This is a genomic window from Corynebacterium guaraldiae (assembly GCF_053480195.1).
In genome coordinates, this window is sequence record NZ_JBRBAU010000006.1 from 96,322 (window position 1) to 121,065 (window position 24,744).

A 24,744-nucleotide genomic window follows, 5' to 3' on the forward strand; every position below is an offset into this window, starting at 1 on the left:
CTACAGGAACTCGGCCGAATCTTTAATGCGCTGACGCGCCACGGCCGGGGTCGAAATACGGTGCATGGACACGTACTCCGCAGTCTGTGCACCGGGGATCTCCACGCGCTCAGCAATCTCGTCCTGCGCCGCGGTCTGGACCAAGATGTCGGAATATGCCGCTGGCAGCGCCGCCTCGTCGAGGACGTAGTCACCACGGATCTCCTCCGGCAGCTTGGCCAGCGCGCCAAAGTCGGGGAAGGTGAGGAGGAGGGCGTCGGCAGGCACCAGCGCTGCGAGCGCCCCACCGGAGGAATATCCCCACACCGTCACGCGGTTGGCCCTATGGTCGCGCGCATAATCGACGGCCGCCTGAACCGACTGAACCATCTCCGCCACGGTGTGCTCCGGCGCCAACGGATAATCGACATCAATGATCGTCGTGCCCGACAACTGCGCTGCGGCAGCAACTTCGGGCCGCCATTGCATTTCTAGCGCCTTGCCGTCACCGCGCCACCAGCCGCCGGAGTGCAGCGACACCGCCCAGCGACCATTCGGCTCGGACGGTCTAAAAATCGCTCCAACCTCAGAGCCTTCAACGCTCACGCCTTCCGTAAAAACGGTGCCGGGCAGCGAGTGATCCACCGCGGATCCCAGCACCATCATGGAGGCCTGCACGATACGGTCCGGCAGCAGCGCGCAATAGCGGTCCGCCTCCGGCGAACCTCCACCGGCCCACGGCGGGCGGAAATCCGGCAGCGGGTAGTGCACCTCCATGTAGGAGGAGAGCTGCTCGAGCTGTTGTTCTGGACTTAGCTGGCGATCCTGGCCGCCGATATTCCACTCACTCATGGCCCCCAAGGGTACTACCAGATGGTGACGCGCTCCTCTGGGACCAGTCCACCCTCGACATCAAAAGCCTCGTAGAATTCGTCGATGTTCTCGGCGATGATGTTGCAGCGGAACTCCGCCGGCGAGTGCGGGTCAATGGCCAAGTACTGCGTGGCCATCTCCGGACGAATAGCAGTGCGCCACACGCGCGCCCACGCCAGGAAGAAGCGCTGCAGACCGGTGTACTCGTGCTTTGCCAATTCCGGCTCAGCGCCCTCTGCCTCAAAGGGCGCGACCTGGCCGTTGATGTCCAAGCCCTTGTCGGCGCAGTAGTTCTTGTAGGCCACCACAGCAATCCCCAGTCCACCCAGGTCACCGATGTTCTCACCCAGGGTGAAACTGCCGTTGACGCCTGCGGAATCGGTGCCTTCCAGCACCTTCGGCACCTGCCCTTGGAACTGGTCCACCAGCTTCGCGGTCAGCTTCTCGAAGGCCGCGCGGTCCTCATCCGTCCACCAGGAGTTGAGGTTGCCCTGGCCGTCATACTGCGAGCCCTGATCATCAAAGCCATGCCCAATCTCGTGGCCAATCACCGCGCCGATGGCACCGAAGTTCTCCGCCGCGTCCGCGTCCGGGTTGTAGAACGGCGGGCGCAGAATCGCCGCCGGGAAGGTGATGTCATTAACTACTGGGTTGTAGAAGGCATTGACCGTCTGCGGGGTTGCGAACCACTCGTCGCGGTCGGCCGGCTTGCCAATCTTGGCCAGCTCATAATCGTGGCTCCACGCGCTGCCTGCGCGCACATTGGCCACCAGGTCCGCACCCTTGGGTGAAAACTCTAGGTCGGAATAGTCACGCCAGGTCTCCGGATAACCAATCTTGGCCTTGAACTGCAAGAGCTTCTCCAGCGCGCGCTCACGAGTGGCCGGGGTCATCCACTCCAGCTGCGAAATCCTCTCGCGGTACGCGGAGGTAAGGTACCCCACCAGCTCATCCATCTCGGACTTCGAGGATGGAGGGAAGTGCTTGTCCACGAAGACCTTGCCAATCTCCTGGCCCACCATGTTCTCTGCCAGGCCCACGGCGCGCTTCCAGCGGTCACGCTGCTCGGTAGCGCCGGAAAGCTTGGTTCCGTAGAACTCGAAATTCTTCCTACCGATCTCCTCAGTAAGGTACGGCGCGCGCGACAGCAGAATGTGCCACGTGGCCCACAGCTGCCAATCCGCCATGCGGCCGGCGGTAAACAGACCCTCCAGGTGCTCAAAATACGACGGCATCATGGCCACCGCGCGGTGCTCCGGCAGTGCCCCACCGTTCAGGATGGCGCGGGTGATGCTGGGCAGCTTGGCGACGTCCACCGGGTTATACGTCTTCACCGCATCACGCGAGGCCACGACATCCCAATGCCCTGCAGCAATTTCCTTTTCCAGATTCACGATGCGCGTAGCGGCCGCTTCCGCGCCCAGCCCGAAGAGGCGAGCCGGATCCAGGAATCCAAGCATCGCTGCGACGTGCTTCTCGTAGGCCTCAAGCGTCTCCGCGTGGGCTTCCTCGCGGTAATAAGCCTCATCTGGAAGGCCCAGGCCGGACTGGATAATGTAGGCCACTGCCTCCTCGGAGCCGGAGTCCTTTTCTACCCAGAAGGTAACCGGGGCGCCGACGCCCTCGCGCTCCAGCACGCCCAGGTTGTGCGCCAGCTCTTCCGGGTCCGCCGCCACCAGCTTGTCCAAATCTTCGGCCAAAGGCGCCGTTCCCGCAGCGTTCACTCCCTCAACGTCCATGTGGGAGGAATACACGATCCCCGGACGGCCTTCGTCTTCCTTAACGATGTCATGGACGAGTTCCTCGGCTTCGTCGCGAAGCGCGTGAAAAGTCCCGTCAACACCGCGGTCATCGGGAATAACGTGGGACTCGATCCAGGGGCCATTAACAAACTGATACAGATCCTTCATGCACTTCACTCTATGTCAGATGTACCCGTTAGTGTGGTGTGCATGACTTCTTATCGTTTCCCGCCAGCGAAGATGACGGGGCCGTTTTTCGCTGTGCTTGGGGTGACCCTCCTCGTGCTCGGCACGCCCGCCGTCCTCAGCCTGGCGCTGCCGGACCACGATCCTGAAACCGAGCCTGTTGTCCTCGACGATCCTGAGTGGCGTCTGCCTATCGACGGCGTCGAATGCAGCGTGAACTACGATTCCGTGGCCAACCAGGCGTGGGATTGCGGCGATACCTTGGTCGAGGCCTACCTCACCTCTGATGTCGACGATGACGAGCTGGCCCTGCGCCGAGCTGTGCGCGCCACGACCTTCGGGTCGATGCCGAAAGAAGAAGTAGAAAACCAAGACGGCATCCTCGTACTGCGAACGTATACATACATCCCGGTCGTTGCCTTTAGCGTGGCCAAGGACGATCTCAACTACGAGCTCGTCTTTTCAGACGGAAACCCAGAAGAAATCGCCGATCAGTTTATGGAGGCCTTCAAGTGAGCAAGATCTTCCGCGTGGCGCTGTGGGTCATCATTGGTATCTGCCTGCCTGCAGCTCTGATCAATCTGTTTGGTGCTTTCCTCGTTGCCCCGCTGCCGGGCCTAATAAGCCTGTTGATCGGCTTTGCTTTCTTGGTGCTGGGGCTGTATCTGTGGCACCTCAGCCCGATGTGGGCGCGACCTGCCAAGGGATGGGCCACAGCCAGCGTGCTGTGGGGAGCCGGCACCGCGGTGTCTTTGGCGCTCCTATCAGCACTTCCGTTCAGCTCCCTCACCAAGGGCGTGGGATGGGAAGAATCCATGATGTCATGGTCCGGAGCTTATCCGGAGGAGTTCGCCAAGGCGCTGGGCGTGGTTTTTGTATTACTCAGTTTCCGCCAGCTCAACCGCCCTTGGCATGGTTTCATCGTCGGCGCGCTTGTGGGCTGGGGTTTCGAGGTCTTTGAGAACGTCCTCTACGCCTCTCTCGGCGCCGTCATGCACCCGACGTCTGATTGGATTGGCATGCTACAGATGTGGGGGCTCCGCCTTGTGGCGGGCCCAGGCCTACACATGTCACTGACGGCCATCGCAGGCTTTGGCATCGGCTGGGCCATTTACGCCGCCCACAAAACGTGGTGGTGGCGCCTCGGAGTGGGCGTGGGCGCGCTTTTTGTTTCCTTCTGTCTCCACTTCGCGTGGAACTACATGTGGGATGAGACATGGCAGCTGGTCACGCAGTACATCGTGGTCGCGCTCATTCTCTACCCCATCGTCATCACCCTGGGGCTTCGCGCCCACCGCCTAGCCAAGGCGGACGATACCTACTCGCACTCGCCCGGCTCAGCCAGCCTGCGCTGAATTAGTCAAACTGCCCCTGCAGGACAGCCACGGCGTCAAGCGGAGTTACGTGATAGGAAATGGGGTTCTGGTTTGCGCCGGCCATGAGGGCGTGGGCGCAGGAGTGGCCCGCCCCCATCATGTGGCCGAGCTCGTGAGCGATGGTTCCCTGAAGCGCCTCTGGGTACTGAGCGGTGGCCGCCTTGATGAAGAGCATCCCGTGGTCCGGGTAGGCCGTACCCTGGACGTAACCATTCGGCTCCGGCTTATAGATGATGGCGATGGTGTCATCATCGGCCTCGGACGGCGCTACTTCCTTCAGAGAAGCCTTGCCGTCGAGAGCATCGTTCCACTCAGCTACCGCGGCATCGAGCTGCTCGCGGTAGGGGAAGTTATCCGCCACCTTGTACTTGAGCACGCCGCTCTTGAAGTAGGAAGGAACGGAATCAGCATCGTGCAGAATCGACGGATCCGGAACCGGCTTTCCTTCGTTTGCCAACTTAGTGATGGAGGCGCATGTAGCAGGGGAAATGAGCGAACGAGTTTGGTCGCTCTTCGCCGAAGCTGACGGGGCAACGGTCAAAGCCACAACAGCAATGGCCGCGATGGACAGGGCCTTACGCATAGGGAATTACCTTTCGGGTTAGTAACCGCTTATTTGGTAGCCGAGAATATATTAATTTCTCAGTTTCCGCAAAGGTAAAACTTAGCTAAACCCGTGGCCAATCAGCACACGTGCGATGAACTAGGCACAGCGCGCTTCAGCTCCGCACACGCCCTATCGCGCAGGTCCTGAGGGGGCGTCGGCAAGTTCGGCGCTTGCGGCTGTACCTCCACCGCACCGAGCACATCTGCGGTGAGATCCGCGGGAGATCCATAGGTATTTGCCGCCACACTATACCCAGGACCGAAAGAGGCGCTCGCATGCACCTGCCGGTCATCTGACCACCCAAATTTCGTTCCGATAATGCCTGGAATCCGCGCGGTGCCGAAGTCCTGACGATATCCGTCGAATGCCACAGGCGCTGCCGTCGCCATACCTTTCATGAGCGGTGCAGCAACTGGGTCGCCAAATATCACCCCAATAAAGCGAGCGAGATCCTCCGTCGACGTCGTGGTATTGCCCCAGTAACCGTTGTGATGGGTCTCCCCCAAGCGATATTCCCCGATGATGGAAGGTATGGCCTGCGGATACTTCCGCTCCAGATCGCTAGCGGTGCCATCCTCAGAGAAGCGAACCATGTTTTCCACCCGCGCTTTATCCTCCGGCGCGCCATATTTCAGGACCCACATTCCTAGGTACAGCTTCGCGAGGGATAGCGCAGGACGAGACTCGTGGCCATTTCCAGTGGAAACCGAGTTTCCGTCGGCATAGCGCACGGTCATTTGAGTGCGTGGCGGAACCTTCCCAGGATCAAACGTCAGGGCCTGGGCGGATGGCGCAGCGACGGTCGCTAGCGCAAGACCAGCAATAAGGGAGCGGAGTTTAAGCACTTTCATAGATTAACTCAAGCCACAGCTTCAACAGGCTTGATTGGTACATAAGCGCCGCTGCCCAAGGGATTCAGCGCGCACCCGTCCCCACGCTAGGGTTCGAACAGTAATTTTATTAGCTTCTTACCCAACAAGCCCCTCCCAACGAAGCTCAAAGCGGCGGAAGGCTGGGTAAATGCAATATCAATAGGCACATTCACCTCTCTAATCACAACTTTCCGCCAGGGTATAGACTTTCCAAACGGTACAGAATAAACTCATTTTTCGAAAAGGGATTCGGACAGTGGGGGTTCGGTCCTTCTCAATATCTCTAACAAAAGAGGGGGTTGAATTGTCTTCCGCTACAGAAACCGTTGTTTCCTATTTTTCTCATTCCAATCCGAACGACCCGGTCTGCATGAGAGGTAAAGCCATACGCCAAGCAGACTACGAATTTTGGTCTAGCATCCTTCCCGCCTTGGACGAGGACTCAGATACAGCGTGCATGCGCCTTGGGCTAAAGACCGGCAAAGCGGCCGGGGCGGTTGCTCGCATAATCATGGGGATTTACCGATTGAAAGAGCTACCCCAGCTCAAGGCCCTGCAAGATGCAGATTTTTTGCTGGACTTACCCGCCTTGATTGCCATCGACCAGGTCATGGCTAAACTCGGCCAACCTTCCACTGAGGTAGTGGCCGCCATTGACGCTGCGTTGGCCCGTTGGCTTACACCTACGAAGCCAAATCAGGTATTTCCCACCACGTCGCAGATTCGTCGTCGCATGCGTGACCTTGTCAAGGTCCATGACGACTCCATCGCAGTGGAGGATAAACGCACAAAGAATCGATATTCCATTCTCACCCGCGACCAACGCGCCACCATAGAACTAGAGGTGGATAGCAGCGTTGGAATCATCATCCATGAGGCCATTAAGGCAGCTGCTGAAAAGCATGAAGTCTCGATGGCAGAAGCACTAATCCTTTTAACGACTGGAAAGGTAGAACCAGAAGCTGCCCGAGTAGTGCTCCACACTTATCAAGCGAGTGACGTCGAAGACGCGCCAGTATATGTAGAAGGGCACGGCTGGCAGGTAGAGAAAATCCCAGCACAAGCCGTAACGAAAAGGGACTTGAGCACCAAGCCAGAAGCCACTAATGGCTACGGACCAGCCACGTTGGTTCGCAAATATGTTGAAGGGCGCGATGGCACATGCCGTGCAGCTGGCTGCGGAATGCCGGCGTGGCTGTGTCAGTTAGACCACCGTATTAACTACGCCGATGGTGGGCCAACGCATCCGGACAACATGGTGGCGTTGTGCCAGCATCACCACAACATGAAGACCGATGGGCGGGCGTTCTATTTTTTGGACCCCGATACCGGGGATGTGGTCTGGCTCTTTGAGGATGGAACCTGGGCAATCACGGAACCTTCCGGGCCACTAGCACCAAAGAACAAGCGCTGGGCGCGAAGCGTTGCGCAAGATATTGAAGGTTACCGCGCTAGGAAGCACCGGGAAGCTCAGGAGCTGAAAGCCGAGCTAGACCAAGAACAGCAAGCAAACACAAATAAGAAGACCGCTTATGGCAAGGGAGATGAAGAAATCCCCTTCTAGATAACTAGGTTCGTCGCTTAAAACGACGAAACACATTGGTGCTCGGCTTAGAGGAGGTAATTGAGGTCCGCCGCATCCAGCCCGCATTCAGCGAGCACCACACTGTCGCCGCGGTGTGGAATACCTTCGGCATCCCACTGGGCTTGGGCGGCGGGGGTATGGGCGCGGCCCGTACTGTTGACCACCCGCCACCAGGGCAGATCCGCGCTTTTCGACATCACCCAGCCCACATACCGCGCACCGACCCCTACGACTTTGGCGATCTCTCCGTAGGTGGAGACGTTGCCAGGCGGAATGCGGAGAACGACCTCCGCAACCCTAGAGCTCGATGGGTTCTTCGGGGGCATCCTCGACCTCGCACAAGGTAAGCGTCGCACCCGTGGAATCCTCAATCAGGCACAATCGGCCGAATGGTGAGTCGTGGGGCTCGCGGATAACCTGCCCGCCATTCTCCACAACAGCCTTCGCTGCTTGGTCGATGTCCCGCACACCCAAGTATGTTTGCCAGAAACTCGGCAAACCTTCCGCATGCCAGAACCCAGCGAAGGCAGCGCCTTCTTCCTCCGCAACTGCATAATGCTCATCACCACGGATTTCCCAATCGAAGAGCTCACCATAAAAGTCCAGCGCTGAGTGAAAATCCTCCGAGACCGTCAGCTCGTGCCACACCGGGGTGCCAGGCTCACCGCCGGCGACGAAGCGGTCGAGCTCCGGCTGCGTCAAGCCAAACATGGCACCGGACTTGTCGAGTACGAGCGCCAGCGGGGCACCTAAAGCGAGGATTTTTCCGCCGAGTTGTTCTACTCGGGCGCAATCGGCTTCCAAGTCGCGGGAGAGGAAATAGGTAGCCCAGGTGTCCTGGCCCGGAACAATTTCTGCAATCGGCAGACCTTGAAGACGGGCGATGCCATCTTCGAATTCCCAGCCCAGCACGGCCGAGTAAAACTTCTCGGAGGCCTTCACATCAGAACTGGCCAGAGTAATCCAGTAGGGCATTCCTACTTCAGCTTCAAAAGCGGGCATTAAAGGTTCCTCCACTTCTCCGGGTCGAAGTCATCATCGGCGGTAGCCTCATCAAAATAATCGTCGTCGTCTTCGACGACGCGGGCGCAAGTGTCGGAGACGCAGATGACGTCGCCAAGCGCCAGCGTTGCTCCGCGCTGCTTAGTTACTTCCCCATTGACGGTGACCTGACCCTGCTCGATGAGTTCTTTGGCCTCACCCCCGGTCGCGACCAAGGAAGCCAGTTTGAGGAACTGACCGAGCTTAATTGATTCTCCCTTAATTGAGACTTCTAGCATGTTGACCAGCATACCCAGCTCAAAGCGCAAGAATTCCCTCTGCCAGAATGATGACGCCAAGCAGGGCAAACACGACTCCGCTGAAGATATCTACCCCGGCGGAGTTCTTTGCCATCCACTTCGCCACCGCACGGGTGCACAACGCAACGCCGACAAAAATAATGAGGCTTTCAATAATCAGCACAGAACCAACCGTGGCATTCGCGCTCAAGCCCATGCCCGGATCGATGAAGTTGGCGAAGATAGCGCCGAAGAAGATGAGCACCTTGGGATTAGAAAGATCGCTGACCAGGCCCATGCGGTACGCCGTGCCGAGTCTGATTATGCCGTCCGGGGTGAACCCGCGCGGTTGAGGATTCATGGTTGCTGGAGCACGACGCTCTTTAATGCCGCTGCTTATTGCAGAAAATGCCATCCATAGCAGATAGCTACCGCCGGCAATCTGCAGCGCCACAAGGATTTCAGGATGGGCCGAAATCAGCGCGGTAAGCCCCGCCAGCGAAGCAACGGTCCATATCATCAAGCCAGTCGTGCTACCTATTGCGGCCCACACCGCTGCACGCGTGGAACGCGCACCCAAACGAATAATCTGAACCACATCTGGCCCCGGCGAAGCCATCGCCGCGAACCACACACCCATCAAGGCCACTATGGCGCTGAAAGCCACCTAACACCCCCATACTCACATGCGTTTTCACTAACACATGCCACTATAAGAGGCGTCTCACCTGCAGCGAAACAGGTAAATTAGCTTTGCGTACGCGGCTTAATAGTCATGGTGTCAATGTTGACGTGCTCCGGCAGGGACGCCACCCAACGCACTGCCTCAGCGATGTCTTCTGCGGTGAGGTTGAGCTCGCCGTCATAAACTTGTGCGGCACGTTTGGCGTCACCCCGAAAACGATTGAGGGAAAACTCCTCCGTGGCTACACGGCCCGGGTCAAGTTCGGTAACGCGAACGCCGTGCTCTTCAATACGCAGTGCACGAGAAATCACGCGGACGCCATGCTTGGCGGCGTTGTAACCGGAACCGCCCTCGTAGACGTTCCACCCGGCCACGGATCCCATGTTGATAATGAGCCCGCCCCGCAGCTTCGGCATGAGAGCCTGGATCATCCGAACGGTGCCAAGGACGTTGACGTCATACATCCACTGCCAATCCTCGATGGTGGTGTCCACGAGGGGCTCCAGGCCCTTAGCGCCACCGGCGTTGTTGACCAAGAGGTCAATGCGGTCGAGGTGGGAAACGAACTCGGCCACGGACTCGTCCGAGGTTACGTCGAGGGCATATGCCTCGCCGCCGATGTCGTTCGCGAGGGCCTCAAGGCGCTCGACGCGCCGCGCGCCGACGACGACACGCCAGCCGTCAGCCGCCAACGCTCTTGCCGACGCCTCCCCAATCCCCGAAGACGCTCCTGTAACGACTGCCACTTTTTCCATGCGCCCTAGGATAGGGCTTCTTCCAGCTCGGCGCAGATGTTTTCGACGATTCCACTCTTGAAATCAGCCGGGGTGAAGGTGCCATCCTTCATGTCGGTATTTAGCGAGATATCCAACTGAGTGCGCAGCTGCGGCATGGAGAAGTTCGCCATGATAAGGCGCCACGCCTCTACCGCGCGGATGCCGCCGCTGAAGCTGTAGCCCACGTAAGCAATCGGCTTGCCTACCCACTCGGCACCGAGGGAATCAACGGCGTTCTTGAACGCGCCCGGCACGGAGTGGTTGTACTCCGGGGTGACGAAGATAAAGGCATCGCAGGAATCGATAGCATCGGACCAGGCCTGCACATTCGGGTCCTCGTAGTTTTTGTTTGCCGCCATAGGAATGACAGAGGTGGTGAGGATCGGGACATCGAAAGCCTTGAGGTCAATGAGCTCGTAGTCCACGTCGCGGCCCTGAGCGAGGTCGGTGACCCACTGGGCGATGGCCAGCCCGGCGCGGTCGTCGCGGGTAGAGCCGAGGATGATGCCGATTTTCGCCATTAAAGTACCTTTCTTAATTTGTTAACGCGTCAACGTCTGAGGGTACGCCGATATGTCGACGCAATCGACAAGTCACCCAGATATGTCGAAAATTCTAGAAAAAATCGACATATCCGCTCAACATGTCTATTCTTTTACCATGCCAACCTATAGCCCGGACACCCCCTACAATGGGCTTCCGCCCCTCCCACCAGCAGAAGTGGTGGAAACCGTTCCCGTGCTTAAGGCCATCATCGATGCTAAGGAAAAACTGGCTGAACTGCGTACGGCCTGCCAGCTCATTCCCAACCCGGAGATCATCACCTCAACGATTCCACTGCGTGAGGCTCGTGCTTCCTCCGAGATTGAGAACATCGTCACCACGAATGACGAGCTCTTCCGTGCGGCGTGGCACGTCGATGCTGAGCCGACTCCTGCCACCAAGGAGGCTCTTCGCTATAACGCCGCGCTCCACGCTGGACTTTCCTCGCTATCGCAGCGACCTCTATCCGAGAAGACGGCAAAAATCGTATGCAGCACCCTTCTAGATACTCAGGCCGAGGTGCGTTCACTTCCGGGCACATTTATCGGTAACCCTGTAACGAAGGAGCGGCTCTACACCCCACCTGAAGGAAAGGAGATTATCGAGGGCCATCTCGCAGCGTGGGAGGACTATATATATTGCAGCCACGACGTTGATTCCCTCGTAAAGATGGCACTGCTTCACTATCAATTTGAAGCAATCCATCCTTTCTACGATGGCAATGGGCGCACTGGACGAATCCTTAACGTCCTCTACCTCATTCAAGAAGATCTTCTTGAGCTGCCGGTTTTATACCTGTCCGGGTATATCGTCGACAACAAAGCAGACTACTATCGCTATCTCAACGCTGTTACAGCCAAGGGAGCATGGCAAGACTGGCTTCTCTTTATGATCCGCGGCGTTCACGCAGCGGCTGCCGACGCCTCCTCGATGATTACCCAGCTTCGGGCTATCCAGGAAAACACTGCGCAACGAATACGTTCTGCGGGCGTGATTAACCATCCCCTCGAGATGGCCGAGCTCATTCTTATCAAGCCCTATGTACGCATTACTGACGTGGTAGAGATGGGCTTCGTCAAACGCCAAACTGCCAGCGCGTGGCTGGCACATCTCGTAGATTTAGGAATCCTCGAAGAAATCCAACAAGGCCGCTCCAAGGTTTTCCTTCACCGTGCCGCTCTCGATGTTCTGACTCGAGACTAAGACGAGGGAATAGGATGGCTGACATGCATCACCCAGACGAAGGATCCTTTGAGCGCATGACCAGCGGGCAGTGGTTCATGCCCGGTGTCAACGAGGAGGTCAGCGCCGAACATCGACGCGGCTTCCTGCTGGTCAAGGAGCTCAATGAGCTGCACAACACCAACCCAGAGCGCGCGAAGGAGATCTTGCGAGAGCTGCTTTCGCCCGAGTCCGAGGTTCCCGGGCTGCACGTCCCGCTCAACTTGGAGTATGGCTGCAATGTGACCATCGGAAAGGGCGTCTTCATCAACTTTGGCGCGACGATCCTGGCGCAGGCGCCTGTAACCCTCGGAAATCACGTCATGATCGGTCCGAACTGCTCGCTTATTACCGTGGGGCATCCTGTCAACGACCATGAGATGCGAGCAGAAGGTTGGGAGATTGCGAAACCTATCAGCGTCGGCGATAACACGTGGTTTGGTGCCAATGTCACTGTGCTGCCGGGCGTGACAATCGGCAAGAACTGCGTCGTGGGAGCGGGCACGCTGGTGACTAAGGATATCCCGGATAACTCGCTGGTCTTGGGCTCACCGGGACGTGTGGTGCGCAAGCTGGAGGACAACGAAGATAGGTGGGAGCGCTAGGATCTCGATGTTTGATCTCAAGGCGATCGGCAAAGGACTCCCCGTCCTAGAGACTATTGATTCGCTTCCTTCCGAAGGCCACGTCGTCGTCCAGGCCCCGCCCGGCACGGGTAAGACCACGCTCGTTCCGCCGGCGTTGGCGAACCAGGCAAACGGCAAGGTTCTCGTCACCGCACCACGCCGCGTGGCGGTGCGTGCCGCGGCCAACCGCTTGCAGGAGTTGTCAGGCCAGCGCATCGGCTATGCGGTGCGCGGTGATTCCCGCAAAGGCGCGGACGTCGAGTTTGTTACCCCAGGTGTTTTGTTACGCCGACTGTTGCGGGATCCGGAACTCACTGGTGTTGATTCCGTAGCCATCGACGAGGTGCATGAACGCCAGCTCGATACCGATCTGGTGCTGGGCATGTGCTTGGAGTTGGCTCAGCTCCGCGATGATTTCCGGGTCATTGCCATGTCCGCGACTGTCGACGCCTCTCGCTTCTCCCAGCTCATGGGAGGGGCGCCGATCCATTCCACCGAGGCCGTAACGTACCCGCTCGACATTTCCTATGAACCGATTCCGGGACGTGCCGCGGGCGATCGAGACTTTTGGAAAAGCGTGGCCAAGGTTGCCGCGCGGCAGCACGAGTCCACTCTGGTCTTTGTGCCGGGTGTGCGCGAGGTCAACCTGGTGTGTGATGCCTTGAGCGGCCACAACGTTTTCCCACTCCACGGCCGCCAAACCACGCAGGAGCAGGACGCGGCCCTGTATACGCGAGAACAGCGCATCGTGGTGGCGACGTCTATTGCGGAGTCCTCGCTGACCGTGCCGGGCGTGCGCACCGTCATCGATGCTGGATTGTCCCGCGTTCCCAAGCGGGATGCGCAGCGCGGGATGAGTGGGTTGGTGACGGTGTCGACGTCGAAAAGCAGCGCCGATCAGCGCGCTGGACGTGCCGGGCGTGAGGCGCCGGGTACCGTCGTCCGTTGCTATTCGCAGGAGGATTACCAGCACTTTTCTCCGCACGTGATTCCAGAAATCCTTTCCGCGGACCTCACGCAGGCAGCGCTGTTTATGGACTGTTGGGGCGCGGGACCGGACTTCCCCTTGCTTGATCAACCGCCGAAGGCCGCGCTTGCCGACGCCCACCGCACCCTAGATCTGCTTCATGCCACTGAAGAGTTGGCGCTTTTGCCGGTGCACCCGCGATGGGGCGCGGCACTGTTGAAGTACGGTGCGGGGGCAGCACGCACGATTGCTCGTCTGGATGATTCGGACCCGAAGCGGCTTGCCCGCCTGGTGCCCGACAAGGGGCCGGTGGACCCAGGCGTGGTGGTCGCTACCGCTTTCCCAGAGTTCGTGGCTAAGCGCGTGGGTGACAAGGAGTACTTGTTAGCGAGCGGTACCCGCGCGCGGCTACTCAACGGTGAACAGGGAGCTGACTGGTTGGCGGTGGCTGAGGTGTCGTTGGCGCAATCCGGTAACGCCGTCATTCGTGAAGCAGTGCCTATCGCGGACAAGGATGCGCTCGAGATCGTCGGCGTCACGGAGGAGACGCGAGCGTTTCTCGACGGCTCCAAGGTCCGCGGCGTGCGCGTGCGTGCGGCAGGTGCCATCGTGTTGTCGGAGACGCCAGTGAAGGTCTCCGGCGATGAGGCGGTGGAGGCACTGCGCAAGTCCGGACAGGGCTTAAGCTTGTTCCACTTCAGCGAGAAGGCCCAGAACCTGCGGGAACGTCTGCGGCATCTGTATCGGGCCTACGGAGAGCCCTGGCCAGATATCGACAATGCCAACCTTGAGTGGCTGGATCCGGAGCTGCATGAGTTGGCGATTGGCGGGCGCCCAGACATGTATCCGGCGCTGCAACGATTGCTTCCGTGGCCCGAAGCCAGCCGCTTGGACGAGCTCGCGCCGGAGCGTTTGCCGGTGCCGTCCGGGCGTGATGCAAAGATTGATTGGTCCGGCGAGCGCCCGGTGGTTTCCATCAAGTTGCAGGAGTGTTTTGGTTTGGCGGAGTCCCCCGAATACTGCGGCCACCGCGTGCAATTCCATCTACTGTCTCCCGCCGGGCGGCCGCTTGCTGTGACCGATGACTTGGCCAGCTTCTGGTCCGGGCCCTATGCCGGGGTGCGCGCCGACATGCGCGGGCGCTACCCCAAACACCCGTGGCCCGAGGACCCGTGGAATGCGGTAGCAACCGCAAAGACGAAGAACCGGATTTAACCCCACTGCTGCCAGGCCAGGTACACGCTCATCACCACGACGAGCGTGAGGAGTGCATAGCGGATGAGCTTGGTGCCGCCGCCGAGGACGGTTCGCGCGCCCAGCTGCGCGCCGAGGATATTTGCTGCTGCCAGAACTAAGGCCAGGCCCCATACCACGTGCCCGCCCAGAATGAAGGCGATGAGCGCGCCAACGTTGGTGCACGTGTTGACCACCTTGGACATCGCGGCGGAAGTAAGGAAGTTCTGGGAGAAGATGGCTGTAAATGCCATGATGAGGAACATGCCGGTGCCGGGGCCAAAGACGCCATCGTAGAAGGCAATGGCCGCCACGGCGGCTAACCCCGCCCACGTGCGCCAACCGCCGCGGATTCCCTCTCCTTCGCCGCTTCCGAAGCTTGGACGGAAAGCAACGAAGGTACCCACCGCCACCATGAGCACGATGATGACTGGGCGCATGATGTCTTTGTCGATGAGCGCGACCGCCGTGGCGCCGAGGCTGGAGCATGCAAGGGCAAGAAGGCCCATACGGATGAGCTCACCCTTCGGCGGGCGGACTTTCTTGACGAGCGTAATGGCCGCTGACGCTGTGCCAGATACCGCCGCCACCTTGTTTGTGGCTAGGGCGGCGGCGGGAGCAAGCTGCGGTGCCACCGCCATGATGAGCGGAATAAGGACGAGGCCGCCGCCACCAATAACGGCGTCGATCCATCCGGCCACGGCAGCTCCAATAGTGAGAATCGCCCAACCACTCAATCCAAAGCCCATGACCATCATTAAACTCGATTGCATGTCTGTGCGTGCAAGGTGGGCCATCGTTGCCCCGGGATCTGTGGCTCTCGGGGCAGTATTCAGCTACCTGCACGTGCCCGCCGCCTGGATTCTGGGCGCCATCGTGGTCTCCGGCGCCATGGCACTGACGACGGGCAAGGAACTCACCGTCAACGATCGCTTCTATGCTGTCGCTCGCGGTTTCATCGGAATGATGGCGGGCATACCGCTGACTCTTGTGCCTGCCTCCACCCTCATTGGCTTTGTGCCGGCTGCGGTGACGATGTCCCTTATCACCGTGCTTATCGGTGTCGCCGGCGGTGTTCTGCTACACCGCTCACAGCCGAAGGATATTTCCTGGGAGACGGGCATTTTATCCATGCTGCCCGGCGGGGCCTCGCTCATGCCCGCGCTGGCTAGCGAGCTGGGTGCGGACTACCGCTACGTGGCGCTGACGCAATATCTGCGCCTTCTGGCGGTGTCGGTATCGCTCCCTTTGGTGGTTTCTTTGTTAGATGCTCCTGCGGGCGAAGGCGTCGACATGAGCGTTGACGGCGAGGTCACGTGGTGGATTGTGCTGCTGACCCTCGCTATCGCCGTGGTTGGTGAGAAGCTAGGCAAGCTCGTGCGTTTGCCTGCGGCTGCGGTGCTAGGTCCGCTCATCTTGACGGTGCTGGTCGCGCAGATTATCCCAGCCGGCCACACTTTGGAGCCGCTCTACGTGTTCAAGATCATGGCATTCATGTCCATCGGCTGGGTCTGCGGTGGCGGGCTTTCCGTGCCGGCCTTGCGGGCCTTCGCCAAGCAGCTGCCCGCGACGATCCTCTTCATTGTCGTGGTCATCGGCGTGTGTGCGCTGACCGCCCTGCCATTGACCGCATGGCTGGACATCACCTACTTTGAGGCTTACCTCGCCACCTCGCCCGGCGCGCTGGAGACGGTTCTCGCGCTGTCCGCAGAAGGAGGGGCGGGTCCCGCCGTGGTGGCCGTGCAGATTATCCGACTCATCATCGTGCTGGTCATCGCCGGCTACCTGCCGCAGATTCTGGGGCTATTCCGCAAGCGCCGCTAGTGGTACCACCCAGACCCCATCCGGACGTTGGAAAGCTGGACCGCTGGGAATCACAACTATCAGCGCTGCTGGAGGCGAAGAAAGCTTAGCGGCTACGTGCTTAAGGTGTGCTGCCGCTGCATCGACCTCGTTGTGCGAAAGTTTCGCCTCAAATCCCACCCACGAACCATCTCGAAGCTCCACTACTGCATCAATTTCTTCGCGCCCCTTCATATCCCTCAGGTGGAATACTCCGCGCGCACGCAGTGCCTGCGCATAGACGCGCAGATCGTGCACAAGTTGCGCCTCGAAGAGGATGCCTAATGTCTCTAAATCCCCAAGCAGTTTATCTGGACCCGTTCCCAACAAAGCAGCAGCCAAACCGGGATCGGCAAGCTGGCGTTTAGGCATTTGGACCATGGAAGTCTTCGACCTCGTACGCGGTGACCAAGCTGGTTGATCCTCAATAAGGAAGAGGCGCGTAGCAAAATCGTGAATGACGTTCACAGTTTCTGCGGCTGGTGTCGAGGTAGCGCTGCTGAGTTCTCCTATGCGTTTACGAATCGCTGCAGCGGTGGCCGGCTGGGCAACTAGTCCGGCATAGGCATGAAGGAAAGACTGGAAACGGCGCGGATCGCGGCGCGGTCCGCCAAGCTCCGGATAATCGTGCTCGCTCATCTCCGTGAGGTAGGATTCCATCCCTTCCTGCGCGTCGAGCGGATCAAGGTCAAAGAACTCCGGAAAACCACCAGCAACAATCCATCGGGCATAATCCGCCACGGTGGCGTCCGTCCCGGCTGTAGGCTCTTGATTGCCAGCAATGATGGCGCCCAGTGATACCCGCTCAGCAGCAAGTTCTCGCTCTGCCAAACTCAACGTGCGCAATTGAATAGAACGAATACGGCCTGCGCCCGAATGCCTGGTGGCATCGTCATTGGGCGTGGAGGAGCCTGTAAGGAGAAACTGTCCTTTCTCCGGTGAGTCATCAACTGCATGGCGCACTTCATTCCAGATAGCAGGGACAACCTGCCACTCATCAATAAGCCGCGGCCGCGCCCCTTGAAGCCCCAAAGCCGGTTGCATGCGCGCAAGGTTTGCTTCTGGGGAGTCACGGTCAAGTTGAATGACGGACTTTGCGAATTGGCGTGCTGTTGATGTTTTCCCACTTGCACGGGGGCCTTTGAGGAAGAGGGCTCCCGAAACACGGAGCCCTCTCTCGACTTCTGCATCAACGATTCGGGGCAGGTACATACCACGCATGTTAGCCCGACAAGTGGATAAATCCAAGAGTCAGGTGTGGATAAATCCAAGAGTCAGGTGTGGATAAATCCAAGAGTCTAAGAAGCGACCTGGGGTTTTAGTCCAGAATTGTCTCACGCAGGATCGACATCGGCACAGAGCCTAGGGCCAATGCCTGGGAGTGGAAATCGCGTACTTCCATGCCCTGCTCCACCGCAGCGTCGCGGGTTTGCTGCCACAGGCGCTGGCCCAAGGCATAAGACGGAGCCTGACCCGGCCAACCCAGGTAGCGGGTGACCTCGAAGGAGAGGTTGGCATCATCCATCGCGGTGTTCTCACGCATGAAGGTCTTGACGTGGGACTTATCCCAGACACCGGAAGTGTTGCAATCCGGCAAAGGCTTACCCAAGTGGAGTCCGATGTCCACCACGACGCGGGCGGCGCGGAAACGTTGGGCGTCGAGAAGCCCCATGCGGAAACCTGGGTCATCCATGTAACCCAGCTCCGCCATGAGTGCTTCCGCGTAGAGAGCCCAGCCTTCACCATGGCCGGAGTTCCAGGTCACCGCGCGGCGCCACAGATTGAGGTCAGGCTGGGTCAGCGCGGCACCAATCTGCAGGTGGTGGCCCGGCGCGCCCTCATGGTGGACAGTGGTCAGCTCCTGCCAGGTGTGGAAAAGCTCCTGACCAGACGGTACGGACCACCACATGCGGCCGGGGCGGGAGAAGTCATCCGACGGCGAGGTGTAGAAGATACCGCCGGTGCCGGCCGGGTCGATGCAGCACTCGATTTCTTTAACGGCCTCCGGGATATCGAAGGCGGTGCCGTCGAGGTCCTTAATGACGCGATCCGCGGTGGACTGCATCCACTCCACCAGCGCGTCGGTGCCGTGGAGCTGGTAGCGCTCCTCCTCGTTGAGCTTGCGCATCGCGGCGCGGACCGTCACGTCGGAGCCGTAGAGCTCGTGGGCGATCTTTTCTTGTTCCGCCTTGATGGAACGCACCTGATCCAGGCCCCACTCATAAGCCTCATCGAGGTCCACGGCATCCCCGACGAAAAGCCTGGAGAAGCGCTCGTAGCGCTCGCGTCCCACCGCGTCCTGGGATGGGGCCTGCGGCTGCAGCTCGTTGGAAAGCCAATCGGCGAATTCGCCGAAGGCTTCCTTGGCCGCGTCCACCTCGGGGCCCTCCACACCAAGGTCCTCGAGCATGGAGCCGGCGTCGGCAAGCCGCTCACTCTGCACGAATACTTCCGAGATCTGGCGTTGGGGCGCCACCATGCCACGCGACGCCGCCTCGGTGAGGGACTCCTTGTAGCCGTTGAGGGAGGCCGACACCTTCGACAGGCGCGAACGCAATGCATCAAGCTGCTCCGGAGTGTCCTTCGGCATCAGCATGAGGGTGTCGCGGATGGTCTGCACCGGGGAGGCAATGTTGTTGAGGCAACGGATGTCTTCGCCAGCATGGTGCAGGTCAAGATCCAAGCAGAGGCGATCGCGCAAGACGGCGGCGGTGACGTAGTCCACCTCGTCGAAATCGTCGTCATCGTCGGATTCGTCGGTGGTGTCATCGAGTGCATCGAGATCCGCCATCATCTCACGGGTGCGATCCGCCACGGAGGAGTAGTACTCCGGGGAGAAATCCTCCAGCTCCCCATCGAAGCCGGGGATTCCCCACGCGGTGGCATCGGTGGGCGTGAGCTGCGCGAGGTCGTGGACGAAGTTATCGCACGACGCGTCCAGCAGCGAAGGCTGGCGCTCTGCGTTCTGGTCAAAACTCATAAGGGCGAAGTCTAACGAAGATCTGGGGCTTTGGGCCAACCCGGCGCCGCCTTATTTACCAGGTTGTTAGCTAATTGTTGCTCCACTTGCTACCCGGGCTCACCCAGGATGCGAATTCGTTCAGCACTTCAGCTGGATCGGCATTGACCACGAGCGCATCGAGGAAGCGTTTTTGAACAAACCCCTCCTGCACCATTGCGGAGTACATTTTTGTAAACGGCTGCCAGTAGCCGTTCACGTCTACGAGTCCCACCGGGCCATCGATGTTCCCCAACTGCTGCAAGGTGAGGACCTCGGTGAGCTCCTCCAAGGTCCCCACGCCACCCGGCAGGCACACGAAGGCATCGGCGAGCTCCTCCATGCGCGTCTTGCGCTGGGCCATGGTGTCGACCACCTCGAGCTGGGTTACCCGCTGGTGGGAAAGCTCGTAATCGACGAGCTGGCGCGGGATTACTCCAATGACGGTTCCGCCGGCGGCAAGGCAGGAGTCCGCAACGATACCCATCAGGCCTACGTCACCACCGCCATAGACCAGGGTGAGGTTTCGGCGCGCGAGCTCCTCCCCCAAATGGTGCGCGGCTTGGCTATAGGCCTCAGAGTTTCCGGCGGCGGAGCCGCAGTACACAGCAACAGAATCCATGGGTATCACTCTATCGCAGGCGCATTTCTAGACCATGATGTCTACTGAATCCTAATTTCTATTAGACAATGCGGTCTGGTGAATTTATACTTGACGCCATGATTAAATCCGGTCCCGTGTTCACGCGCCCCCGCACCCCAGCGGCGAAGTGCCTCCACATCATTCGACTCAACCCCGTTGTCACCCGCAGTGAGCTTGTCGAAGCCACGGGACTCTCCCAGCCCACAATCACCCGCGCCACCGCCGCGCTTTTGGGTGCTGGACTGATCCGCCAGCGCACGGATTTGACGCAGTCCCGCGGTCGCGGGCGCCCCACAGTGCCCTTGGAGGTAGCGGATAATGACTGGATGCTGGCCGGCATTGCCGTCGGTACCGCCTTTACCCACATCGCCTTCTTTGACACGCAAGGACGCACGCTCCGCGAGGAAGACGTGGCTACACCGGTTTCTCGCCTGAGCGCGAGTGACGTCATCGAGCACATCATCGCTGGCGTTAATCGCCTCATGGCCGGCCTGGATCGCCGCTTGGTGTCAGTCGGCGTGACCACCTCCGGCAGCGTCAACGAGGCCGGGCGCATCACCGCCCACAACCTGGGGTGGGACGAAATGGACATCGCCAGCCGCCTGGAGTATCAGTTCGGTGTTCCGGTAGTTGTGTCTTCCGTCATCCCGGCGATCCTCGGCTCAGAGACGCAGTCGACAGAGATGGGGGCGGAGAAGCCCGTCATGGTGCTCTACGCGGATGACTCCGTCGGTGCTGCGCTCACAGTCGGCGATGAGATCGTGCAGCTCGACATCGATGACCCTGACTCTCTCGCTACGCAGGCGGTGCTCGATGTGACAGGTGAGGAGTCTTTCCCAGACGTGGTTGCGAACGCTGACGATGAGACGCGAGCGCTTCTCGACGACCGCGCACGCTCCCTCGGCGCCACCGCCGCTGAGCTTTTGGCTGAGCATAAACCGGACACCCTCGTGGTAGCCGGCGGAGCCTTCTCAGATGATCCGGCAGCGCCGAAGCTCTTTGCTTCCGCTGTACGCCAGGCCACCGACCACCCGGTGGAGCTGCGCATGATTCCCTCGCACACCGAGATTGTCCGCGCCTGCACCCGCGCTGTGGCGCTGGACCCGCTGCTGCGCGTGCCGCTCGATCTCGGTCGCGAGGCCAAAGCTGCCTAAAAGGGGATTGAAGTAATTCCCGTAAAAAGGTGGGCCTTGAGCCCAAGGTGCTGAGCACCGGCGACGAAGTCCGGCCGATCGTCGAAGAAGTGGGTGTCCTTGGCCTGGGCCCCGAGGGCATCCACGGCCACGAGGTAGGCTTCCGGATCCGGCTTGGCCACCCCGATATCGCAGCTCAGCGTCACGGCGGCGCATTCTTCCAGCCAAGGCTGCGTCTGGCGGATCCTGGTTCCCAATGCCGCTGGCACATTCGCCAGGATGCCAACACTATGGCCTTGGCCAATAAACCCTAGGACCGCACGAACCATTTCTTCGTCGGCTACCAGCAGGTGCTCGGTATCCAATTCGATGGCGTGACTGACATCAAAAGGAGCGAGACCGGCCAGCGCGCGAATGCGGCCCCAGTATTGCGCATCGCTCAGGTGCCCAGCGTCATATGCAGGGCGAAACTCCTCATAAAGAGACCAAAAGTGCTCTACATTGTCGGGACGGAGGTAATCCTCCAGCTCAGCGTTCCCGACGGGCGTAGCTGACCGCATGAGCACGCCGTAGAGGTCGAAGAGCAAAGTGGCCATGCGCCCAGTGTAGCCAGACCGCAAGAGCGCCAGTCAGCGTGCCCGCTACGAAGAGCGGAAGCGATAGTGTGCCATGCGCCCACAGCGTCGAGGTTGCCCCCACGAGGAATAGCCCGCCCACGCTAAACAGGGAGCGGCTCAGCGCCGTCGCCGCCGCGGCGGCGCACAATAAGAGGGCGAGGCCCGCAAATGGGCCGAGCATCACGGCGAGGGCGAAGAAAAAAGTTCCCAGAGCCATGTTCGTTGCCGCCAGCCACATGCCACCGACCAATGCAATCGCTAGCCCGGCAAGGGCACCGCAGATGAGCATGAGGCGCGTTGTAGTCATAAAAAAATTCTCCCACCAACCGCAGGGGGCCGTGGGAGAATCCGCGCAAACTATATGGCTTCGTTACCGTTGCGCCAGCGAGCCATCGACACGCAACAGGCCAGAACCGTCATTGCCCACCAGCTTGAGCTGGTCAATGATCTCAGACACGGAGGACTCTTCCTCAACCTGCTCCTCGAGGAACCAGTTGATGAGACCACGGGAATCTAGGTCCCCAGCCGCATCTGCGGTGCGGGCGATCTCTCGGATCTGCTCCGAGACCTTCTGCTCATGCGCGAGGGATGCCTCGAAGGCATCCAGCGGCGTAGCGGCCTTGACGGAGCCAACCTGGATATCCTCCAGCTCCACGCGGTAGCCGCGGTCCAGCAGATGCTCGGCGAACTTCTGCGCGTGCTCGCGCTCTTCCTCTGCCTGCTTGAAGAACCAATCGCGCATGCCCGGGAAGGACAGATTGTCCATCTCATATGCCAGCTGGGTATAAATCAGGGCCGCGCCGTGCTCGTTGTTGACCTGCTCGTTGAGGAGGGTTTGCAGCTTCTCATCCATGAGGGTGCTTCCTTTCGTGTGTTGTTCCCACAATACAGAAAAAAATCGGGCGCGCTAGCAAGGTGATCTTAAGCAAACTCGCACGTCATAACACTTTTTCTGGTAGGTTTACCTAACCCAAATCTGAGATCCGCTGGTAACGCGCGAGGCTAACACCATCAAGGCCCCGGAATTCCACCGCTATTCCACGGCTTGCGTACTTGCTTTCCACAGCCTGGAGCACCGCCACGGTTGAGGCATCCCAAATATCGGCCTCTGAGAAATCCACGATGACCTTCTCCACCGGCAGGGTGTAATCGAAGGCGTAGACCAGATCGTTCGAGGAGGCGAAGAAGAGCTGGCCGCGCACAGTGTAGACGTTGCCCTCTAGCTCCACCGACACGAGGTGGGCGACGCGGCGTGCAAAGGCCACCGAGGCAGTGAGCACACCGAGGATCACACCGACCGCCAGGTTATTCGTGGCCAAGGTGCCAATCACCGTCACCAGCATGACGAGGGTTTCGCTCAAAGGCATGCGGTGTATCGTGCGCACCGAGCGCCAATCCACGGTGTGAAAGGACACCATGAACATGACTGCCACAAGAGCAGCCATGGGGATTCTCCCTACGGTGTCCCCCAACACGAGGATGAGGATGAGGAGGAAGACGCCGGCGAGGAACGTCGACAAGCGCGTGCGTGCCTGGGATTCCTTGACGTTGATCATGGTCTGGCCAATCATCGCGCACACGCCCATGCCGCCGATGGCTGCGGCGAGCATGTTGCCGATGCCCTGGCCCACGGATTCGCGCGTTTTATCGGAGTGGGTATCCGTGAGGTCGTCGACAAGCTTGGCGGTGAGCAGGGATTCCATGAGGCCGACGAGGGCCACGCCCAGTGCATAGGGAAGGCAGAGGAGGAGGGCGTCCTTCGTCCACGGGATATCCGGAATGACGAAACCGGGCAGGGAGGTCGGCAGCTCGCCTTGATCCGCGACGTCGGGAACCTGCCAGGCGAAAATCACAGTCAACATGGTGACAACCACAATCGCCACGAGGGGCGCGGGGATCACCGTGGTGATTCGCGGCCACACCACCATGATGACGAGGCCCAGAGCAACGAGAGGATAGACCAGCCACGGCACCTGCCACAGGTGACCCAGCTGCGCGGTGAACATGAGGATGCCCAGCGCGTTGACGAAACCCAGCATGACGCTGCGGGGGATGAAACGCATGAGCTTGGCGACGCCCAGCATTGCCATCACTACTTGCAGGATGCCCGCCATCCAGATGGTCAGGAGCACGTACTGCAGGCCATGCTCGTGGGCCAGGGGCGCGATAACCACGGCGACAGAACCAGCTGCAGCGGAGATCATGGCTGGGCGCCCGCCAGTGATGGCGATGGACATCGCCATGATGACGGAGGCGAAGAGCCCCACCTTGGGGTCGAGCCCGGCGAGGATGGAGAAACTTAAGACTTCCGGGATGAGGGCCAGCGCAACAGCAAGCCCGCCAAACATCTCCTTGCGGAAGCGGGCGGGCGAGCTGAAGGCCGCGCGGAAAGAACCGGCGGAACGGTCAGACATTAGTGGCCGTCTTTGAAGGAACCATCGCGGGTGATGACCGGCAGGACCGACCAGGCAAAGTTGATCCACTGGTCGGTCTTCTTCCACGAGAAGTCCGGCTCAAAAATGGTGGTCGGCTTGGTGTAGATGACGGCGGACTTGACCTCGGAGGCGGTCTGCTCGAGCAGGTTGACCACGAGGTCGAGGGTCTTTCCGGAATCCGCTACGTCATCGACGACGAGGACCTTCTTGTCCTTGAGCGAATCCGTATCCAGCTGCGGGTTAAGGAGAATCGGCTCCGGCAGGGTCTCACCGATATCGGTGTAAAACTCCACGTTGATAGCGCCCATTTCTTTGACGCCGATGGCATAACCAATAGCGCCTGCAGGGATCAGGCCTCCGCGGGCCACGCCCACGATGAGATCCGGGAACCAGCCCGAATCCACGATTTGTTGCGAAAGGTAGCGGCTGGCCTCACCGAAGACCTCCCACGTCAGGTTCTCGCGTTCCGGGTTCCACCACTCCGGGGTGCTCATCGTCTAGGTCTCCTTCGCCAGATTGTGCATT

Annotated in this window: 27 protein-coding genes; 8 read left to right on the top strand and 19 right to left on the bottom strand. The window is 59.8% G+C overall.

Going from position 1 to position 24,744, the window contains the following annotated elements:
• Both ACUY3D_RS06280 and ACUY3D_RS06285 read right to left on the bottom strand, forming a co-directional pair.
• Positions 1-831, bottom strand: a complete 831-nt coding sequence (locus tag ACUY3D_RS06280; RefSeq protein ID WP_269948710.1) for an alpha/beta hydrolase — start codon at positions 829-831, stop codon at positions 1-3.
• Positions 832-845: 14 nt separating this feature from the next.
• Positions 846-2,762 (bottom strand): M13 family metallopeptidase, encoded by a 1,917-nt coding sequence (locus ACUY3D_RS06285; RefSeq protein WP_269948709.1) that lies wholly within the window; start codon positions 2,760-2,762, stop codon positions 846-848.
• Positions 2,763-2,804: 42 nt separating this feature from the next.
• On the opposite strand from ACUY3D_RS06285, the gene ACUY3D_RS06290 reads away from it, so the two are divergent.
• Positions 2,805-3,296: a hypothetical protein gene (locus ACUY3D_RS06290; protein WP_144014649.1), complete on the top strand. Its 492-nt coding sequence runs from the start codon at positions 2,805-2,807 to the stop codon at positions 3,294-3,296.
• Positions 3,293-4,135 carry a PrsW family glutamic-type intramembrane protease gene (locus ACUY3D_RS06295; RefSeq protein ID WP_144676332.1) on the top strand — a complete coding sequence of 281 codons (843 nt, stop codon included), beginning with the start codon at positions 3,293-3,295 and terminating at the stop codon, positions 4,133-4,135. Before ACUY3D_RS06290 ends, ACUY3D_RS06295 begins: the two co-directional genes overlap by 4 nt.
• A 1-nt stretch (position 4,136) precedes the next feature.
• Here ACUY3D_RS06295 and ACUY3D_RS06300 read toward each other — a convergent pair whose 3' ends face one another.
• Positions 4,137-4,739, bottom strand: coding sequence for a zinc metalloprotease (locus tag ACUY3D_RS06300; protein ID WP_101736505.1), 603 nt, complete (start codon positions 4,737-4,739; stop codon positions 4,137-4,139).
• 101 nt (positions 4,740-4,840) lie between these two features.
• On the bottom strand, positions 4,841-5,614 hold the full coding sequence (locus tag ACUY3D_RS06305; RefSeq protein WP_101736506.1) for a hypothetical protein: 774 nt from the start codon (positions 5,612-5,614) through the stop codon (positions 4,841-4,843).
• A gap of 277 nt (positions 5,615-5,891) precedes the next feature.
• Here ACUY3D_RS06305 and ACUY3D_RS06310 point away from each other — a divergent pair, with 277 nt between their 5' ends.
• Complete coding sequence (locus tag ACUY3D_RS06310) at positions 5,892-7,199, top strand: HNH endonuclease signature motif containing protein (RefSeq protein WP_257964770.1); 1,308 nt, start codon at positions 5,892-5,894, stop codon at positions 7,197-7,199.
• A 47-nt stretch (positions 7,200-7,246) separates the two neighbouring features.
• Here ACUY3D_RS06310 and ACUY3D_RS06315 read toward each other — a convergent pair whose 3' ends face one another.
• From ACUY3D_RS06315 to ACUY3D_RS06340, 6 genes are all read right to left on the bottom strand, one after another.
• Positions 7,247-7,546: an MGMT family protein gene (locus ACUY3D_RS06315; RefSeq protein WP_070520303.1), complete on the bottom strand. Its 300-nt coding sequence runs from the start codon at positions 7,544-7,546 to the stop codon at positions 7,247-7,249.
• Positions 7,518-8,222: a VOC family protein gene (locus tag ACUY3D_RS06320; protein ID WP_070520307.1), complete on the bottom strand. Its 705-nt coding sequence runs from the start codon at positions 8,220-8,222 to the stop codon at positions 7,518-7,520. Before ACUY3D_RS06320 ends, ACUY3D_RS06315 begins: the two co-directional genes overlap by 29 nt.
• Positions 8,222-8,500 (bottom strand): RNA-binding S4 domain-containing protein, encoded by a 279-nt coding sequence (locus ACUY3D_RS06325; protein WP_046648682.1) that lies wholly within the window; start codon positions 8,498-8,500, stop codon positions 8,222-8,224. The genes ACUY3D_RS06320 and ACUY3D_RS06325 overlap by 1 nt, the downstream gene beginning before the upstream one ends.
• 19 nt (positions 8,501-8,519) lie before the next feature.
• Complete coding sequence (locus ACUY3D_RS06330) at positions 8,520-9,167, bottom strand: LysE family translocator (RefSeq protein ID WP_070564094.1); 648 nt, start codon at positions 9,165-9,167, stop codon at positions 8,520-8,522.
• 80 nt (positions 9,168-9,247) lie between these two features.
• Positions 9,248-9,940, bottom strand: coding sequence for an SDR family oxidoreductase (locus ACUY3D_RS06335; protein ID WP_070533472.1), 693 nt, complete (start codon positions 9,938-9,940; stop codon positions 9,248-9,250).
• 5 nt (positions 9,941-9,945) lie between these two features.
• Positions 9,946-10,482 (bottom strand): NADPH-dependent FMN reductase, encoded by a 537-nt coding sequence (locus ACUY3D_RS06340; protein ID WP_070683127.1) that lies wholly within the window; start codon positions 10,480-10,482, stop codon positions 9,946-9,948.
• An 82-nt stretch (positions 10,483-10,564) separates the two neighbouring features.
• Here ACUY3D_RS06340 and ACUY3D_RS06345 point away from each other — a divergent pair, with 82 nt between their 5' ends.
• The 3 genes from ACUY3D_RS06345 to ACUY3D_RS06355 are packed head-to-tail and all read left to right on the top strand — an operon-like array spanning position 10,565 to position 14,533.
• Entirely contained in the window at positions 10,565-11,707 is a 1,143-nt protein-coding gene (locus ACUY3D_RS06345) for a Fic family protein (RefSeq protein WP_070520323.1), read from the top strand.
• Between the two features lie 23 nt (positions 11,708-11,730).
• The gene (locus ACUY3D_RS06350; protein WP_230307917.1) at positions 11,731-12,330 is read left to right on the top strand and encodes a sugar O-acetyltransferase; all 600 of its coding nucleotides are present in this window, start codon (positions 11,731-11,733) and stop codon (positions 12,328-12,330) included.
• A gap of 7 nt (positions 12,331-12,337) precedes the next feature.
• On the top strand, positions 12,338-14,533 hold the full coding sequence (locus tag ACUY3D_RS06355) for an ATP-dependent RNA helicase (protein ID WP_101736509.1): 2,196 nt from the start codon (positions 12,338-12,340) through the stop codon (positions 14,531-14,533).
• Here the strand turns inward: ACUY3D_RS06355 and ACUY3D_RS06360 are convergent.
• Positions 14,530-15,306, bottom strand: coding sequence for a TSUP family transporter (locus tag ACUY3D_RS06360; protein WP_420869348.1), 777 nt, complete (start codon positions 15,304-15,306; stop codon positions 14,530-14,532). The genes ACUY3D_RS06355 and ACUY3D_RS06360 overlap by 4 nt on opposite strands.
• Before the next feature lie 16 nt (positions 15,307-15,322).
• Between ACUY3D_RS06360 and ACUY3D_RS06365 the strand changes: the two genes are divergently transcribed.
• Positions 15,323-16,375 (top strand): AbrB family protein, encoded by a 1,053-nt coding sequence (locus ACUY3D_RS06365; RefSeq protein ID WP_369821998.1) that lies wholly within the window; start codon positions 15,323-15,325, stop codon positions 16,373-16,375.
• On the opposite strand, the gene ACUY3D_RS06370 is transcribed toward ACUY3D_RS06365, so the two are convergent.
• From ACUY3D_RS06370 to ACUY3D_RS06380, 3 genes are all read right to left on the bottom strand, one after another.
• Positions 16,355-17,605: an ATP-binding protein gene (locus tag ACUY3D_RS06370; RefSeq protein WP_070533481.1), complete on the bottom strand. Its 1,251-nt coding sequence runs from the start codon at positions 17,603-17,605 to the stop codon at positions 16,355-16,357. The genes ACUY3D_RS06365 and ACUY3D_RS06370 overlap by 21 nt on opposite strands.
• 106 nt (positions 17,606-17,711) lie before the next feature.
• On the bottom strand, positions 17,712-19,373 hold the full coding sequence (locus ACUY3D_RS06375) for a DUF885 domain-containing protein (RefSeq protein WP_101736511.1): 1,662 nt from the start codon (positions 19,371-19,373) through the stop codon (positions 17,712-17,714).
• A gap of 70 nt (positions 19,374-19,443) precedes the next feature.
• Complete coding sequence (locus ACUY3D_RS06380) at positions 19,444-20,013, bottom strand: LOG family protein (protein ID WP_010188269.1); 570 nt, start codon at positions 20,011-20,013, stop codon at positions 19,444-19,446.
• A 98-nt stretch (positions 20,014-20,111) separates the two neighbouring features.
• On the opposite strand from ACUY3D_RS06380, the gene ACUY3D_RS06385 reads away from it, so the two are divergent.
• The gene (locus ACUY3D_RS06385) at positions 20,112-21,188 is read left to right on the top strand and encodes an ROK family protein (protein WP_070561685.1); all 1,077 of its coding nucleotides are present in this window, start codon (positions 20,112-20,114) and stop codon (positions 21,186-21,188) included.
• Here the strand turns inward: ACUY3D_RS06385 and ACUY3D_RS06390 are convergent.
• The 5 genes from ACUY3D_RS06390 to ACUY3D_RS06410 form a co-directional block, all read right to left on the bottom strand.
• Positions 21,185-21,763, bottom strand: a complete 579-nt coding sequence (locus ACUY3D_RS06390) for an HAD-IA family hydrolase (protein WP_070533490.1) — start codon at positions 21,761-21,763, stop codon at positions 21,185-21,187. The two genes, ACUY3D_RS06385 and ACUY3D_RS06390, sit on opposite strands and share 4 nt — an antisense overlap.
• Entirely contained in the window at positions 21,696-22,091 is a 396-nt protein-coding gene (locus tag ACUY3D_RS06395; RefSeq protein WP_070525025.1) for a hypothetical protein, read from the bottom strand. The genes ACUY3D_RS06390 and ACUY3D_RS06395 overlap by 68 nt, the downstream gene beginning before the upstream one ends.
• A gap of 63 nt (positions 22,092-22,154) precedes the next feature.
• Complete coding sequence (locus tag ACUY3D_RS06400; RefSeq protein WP_070525023.1) at positions 22,155-22,637, bottom strand: ferritin; 483 nt, start codon at positions 22,635-22,637, stop codon at positions 22,155-22,157.
• 112 nt (positions 22,638-22,749) lie between these two features.
• Entirely contained in the window at positions 22,750-24,198 is a 1,449-nt protein-coding gene (locus ACUY3D_RS06405; protein ID WP_448240637.1) for a SulP family inorganic anion transporter, read from the bottom strand.
• Complete coding sequence (locus ACUY3D_RS06410) at positions 24,198-24,713, bottom strand: phosphoribosyltransferase (RefSeq protein ID WP_070520361.1); 516 nt, start codon at positions 24,711-24,713, stop codon at positions 24,198-24,200. Before ACUY3D_RS06410 ends, ACUY3D_RS06405 begins: the two co-directional genes overlap by 1 nt.
• Positions 24,714-24,744 lie beyond the last annotated feature (31 nt).

Bases quoted from the DNA above. Each gene is read 5' to 3' on its own strand.
- ACUY3D_RS06340 (WP_070683127.1), bottom strand. From the start codon at position 10,482: ATGGCGAAAATCGGCATCATCCTCGGCTCTACCCGCGACGACCGCGCC.
- ACUY3D_RS06395 (WP_070525025.1), bottom strand. From the start codon at position 22,091: ATGACTACAACGCGCCTCATGCTCATCTGCGGTGCCCTTGCCGGGCTA.
- ACUY3D_RS06325 (WP_046648682.1), bottom strand. From the start codon at position 8,500: ATGCTAGAAGTCTCAATTAAGGGAGAATCAATTAAGCTCGGTCAGTTC.
- ACUY3D_RS06380 (WP_010188269.1), bottom strand. From the start codon at position 20,013: ATGGATTCTGTTGCTGTGTACTGCGGCTCCGCCGCCGGAAACTCTGAG.
- ACUY3D_RS06355 (WP_101736509.1), top strand. From the start codon at position 12,338: ATGTTTGATCTCAAGGCGATCGGCAAAGGACTCCCCGTCCTAGAGACT.
- ACUY3D_RS06360 (WP_420869348.1), bottom strand. From the start codon at position 15,306: ATGGTCATGGGCTTTGGATTGAGTGGTTGGGCGATTCTCACTATTGGA.
- ACUY3D_RS06385 (WP_070561685.1), top strand. From the start codon at position 20,112: ATGATTAAATCCGGTCCCGTGTTCACGCGCCCCCGCACCCCAGCGGCG.
- ACUY3D_RS06410 (WP_070520361.1), bottom strand. From the start codon at position 24,713: ATGAGCACCCCGGAGTGGTGGAACCCGGAACGCGAGAACCTGACGTGG.
- ACUY3D_RS06405 (WP_448240637.1), bottom strand. From the start codon at position 24,198: ATGTCTGACCGTTCCGCCGGTTCTTTCCGCGCGGCCTTCAGCTCGCCC.
- ACUY3D_RS06315 (WP_070520303.1), bottom strand. From the start codon at position 7,546: ATGCCCCCGAAGAACCCATCGAGCTCTAGGGTTGCGGAGGTCGTTCTC.
- ACUY3D_RS06335 (WP_070533472.1), bottom strand. From the start codon at position 9,940: ATGGAAAAAGTGGCAGTCGTTACAGGAGCGTCTTCGGGGATTGGGGAG.
- ACUY3D_RS06320 (WP_070520307.1), bottom strand. From the start codon at position 8,222: ATGCCCGCTTTTGAAGCTGAAGTAGGAATGCCCTACTGGATTACTCTG.
- ACUY3D_RS06285 (WP_269948709.1), bottom strand. From the start codon at position 2,762: ATGAAGGATCTGTATCAGTTTGTTAATGGCCCCTGGATCGAGTCCCAC.
- ACUY3D_RS06365 (WP_369821998.1), top strand. From the start codon at position 15,323: ATGTCTGTGCGTGCAAGGTGGGCCATCGTTGCCCCGGGATCTGTGGCT.
- ACUY3D_RS06300 (WP_101736505.1), bottom strand. From the start codon at position 4,739: ATGCGTAAGGCCCTGTCCATCGCGGCCATTGCTGTTGTGGCTTTGACC.
- ACUY3D_RS06400 (WP_070525023.1), bottom strand. From the start codon at position 22,637: ATGGATGAGAAGCTGCAAACCCTCCTCAACGAGCAGGTCAACAACGAG.
- ACUY3D_RS06370 (WP_070533481.1), bottom strand. From the start codon at position 17,605: ATGTACCTGCCCCGAATCGTTGATGCAGAAGTCGAGAGAGGGCTCCGT.
- ACUY3D_RS06350 (WP_230307917.1), top strand. From the start codon at position 11,731: ATGCATCACCCAGACGAAGGATCCTTTGAGCGCATGACCAGCGGGCAG.
- ACUY3D_RS06375 (WP_101736511.1), bottom strand. From the start codon at position 19,373: ATGAGTTTTGACCAGAACGCAGAGCGCCAGCCTTCGCTGCTGGACGCG.
- ACUY3D_RS06305 (WP_101736506.1), bottom strand. From the start codon at position 5,614: ATGAAAGTGCTTAAACTCCGCTCCCTTATTGCTGGTCTTGCGCTAGCG.
- ACUY3D_RS06280 (WP_269948710.1), bottom strand. From the start codon at position 831: ATGAGTGAGTGGAATATCGGCGGCCAGGATCGCCAGCTAAGTCCAGAA.
- ACUY3D_RS06290 (WP_144014649.1), top strand. From the start codon at position 2,805: ATGACTTCTTATCGTTTCCCGCCAGCGAAGATGACGGGGCCGTTTTTC.
- ACUY3D_RS06390 (WP_070533490.1), bottom strand. From the start codon at position 21,763: ATGGCCACTTTGCTCTTCGACCTCTACGGCGTGCTCATGCGGTCAGCT.
- ACUY3D_RS06345 (WP_070520323.1), top strand. From the start codon at position 10,565: ATGTCGAAAATTCTAGAAAAAATCGACATATCCGCTCAACATGTCTAT.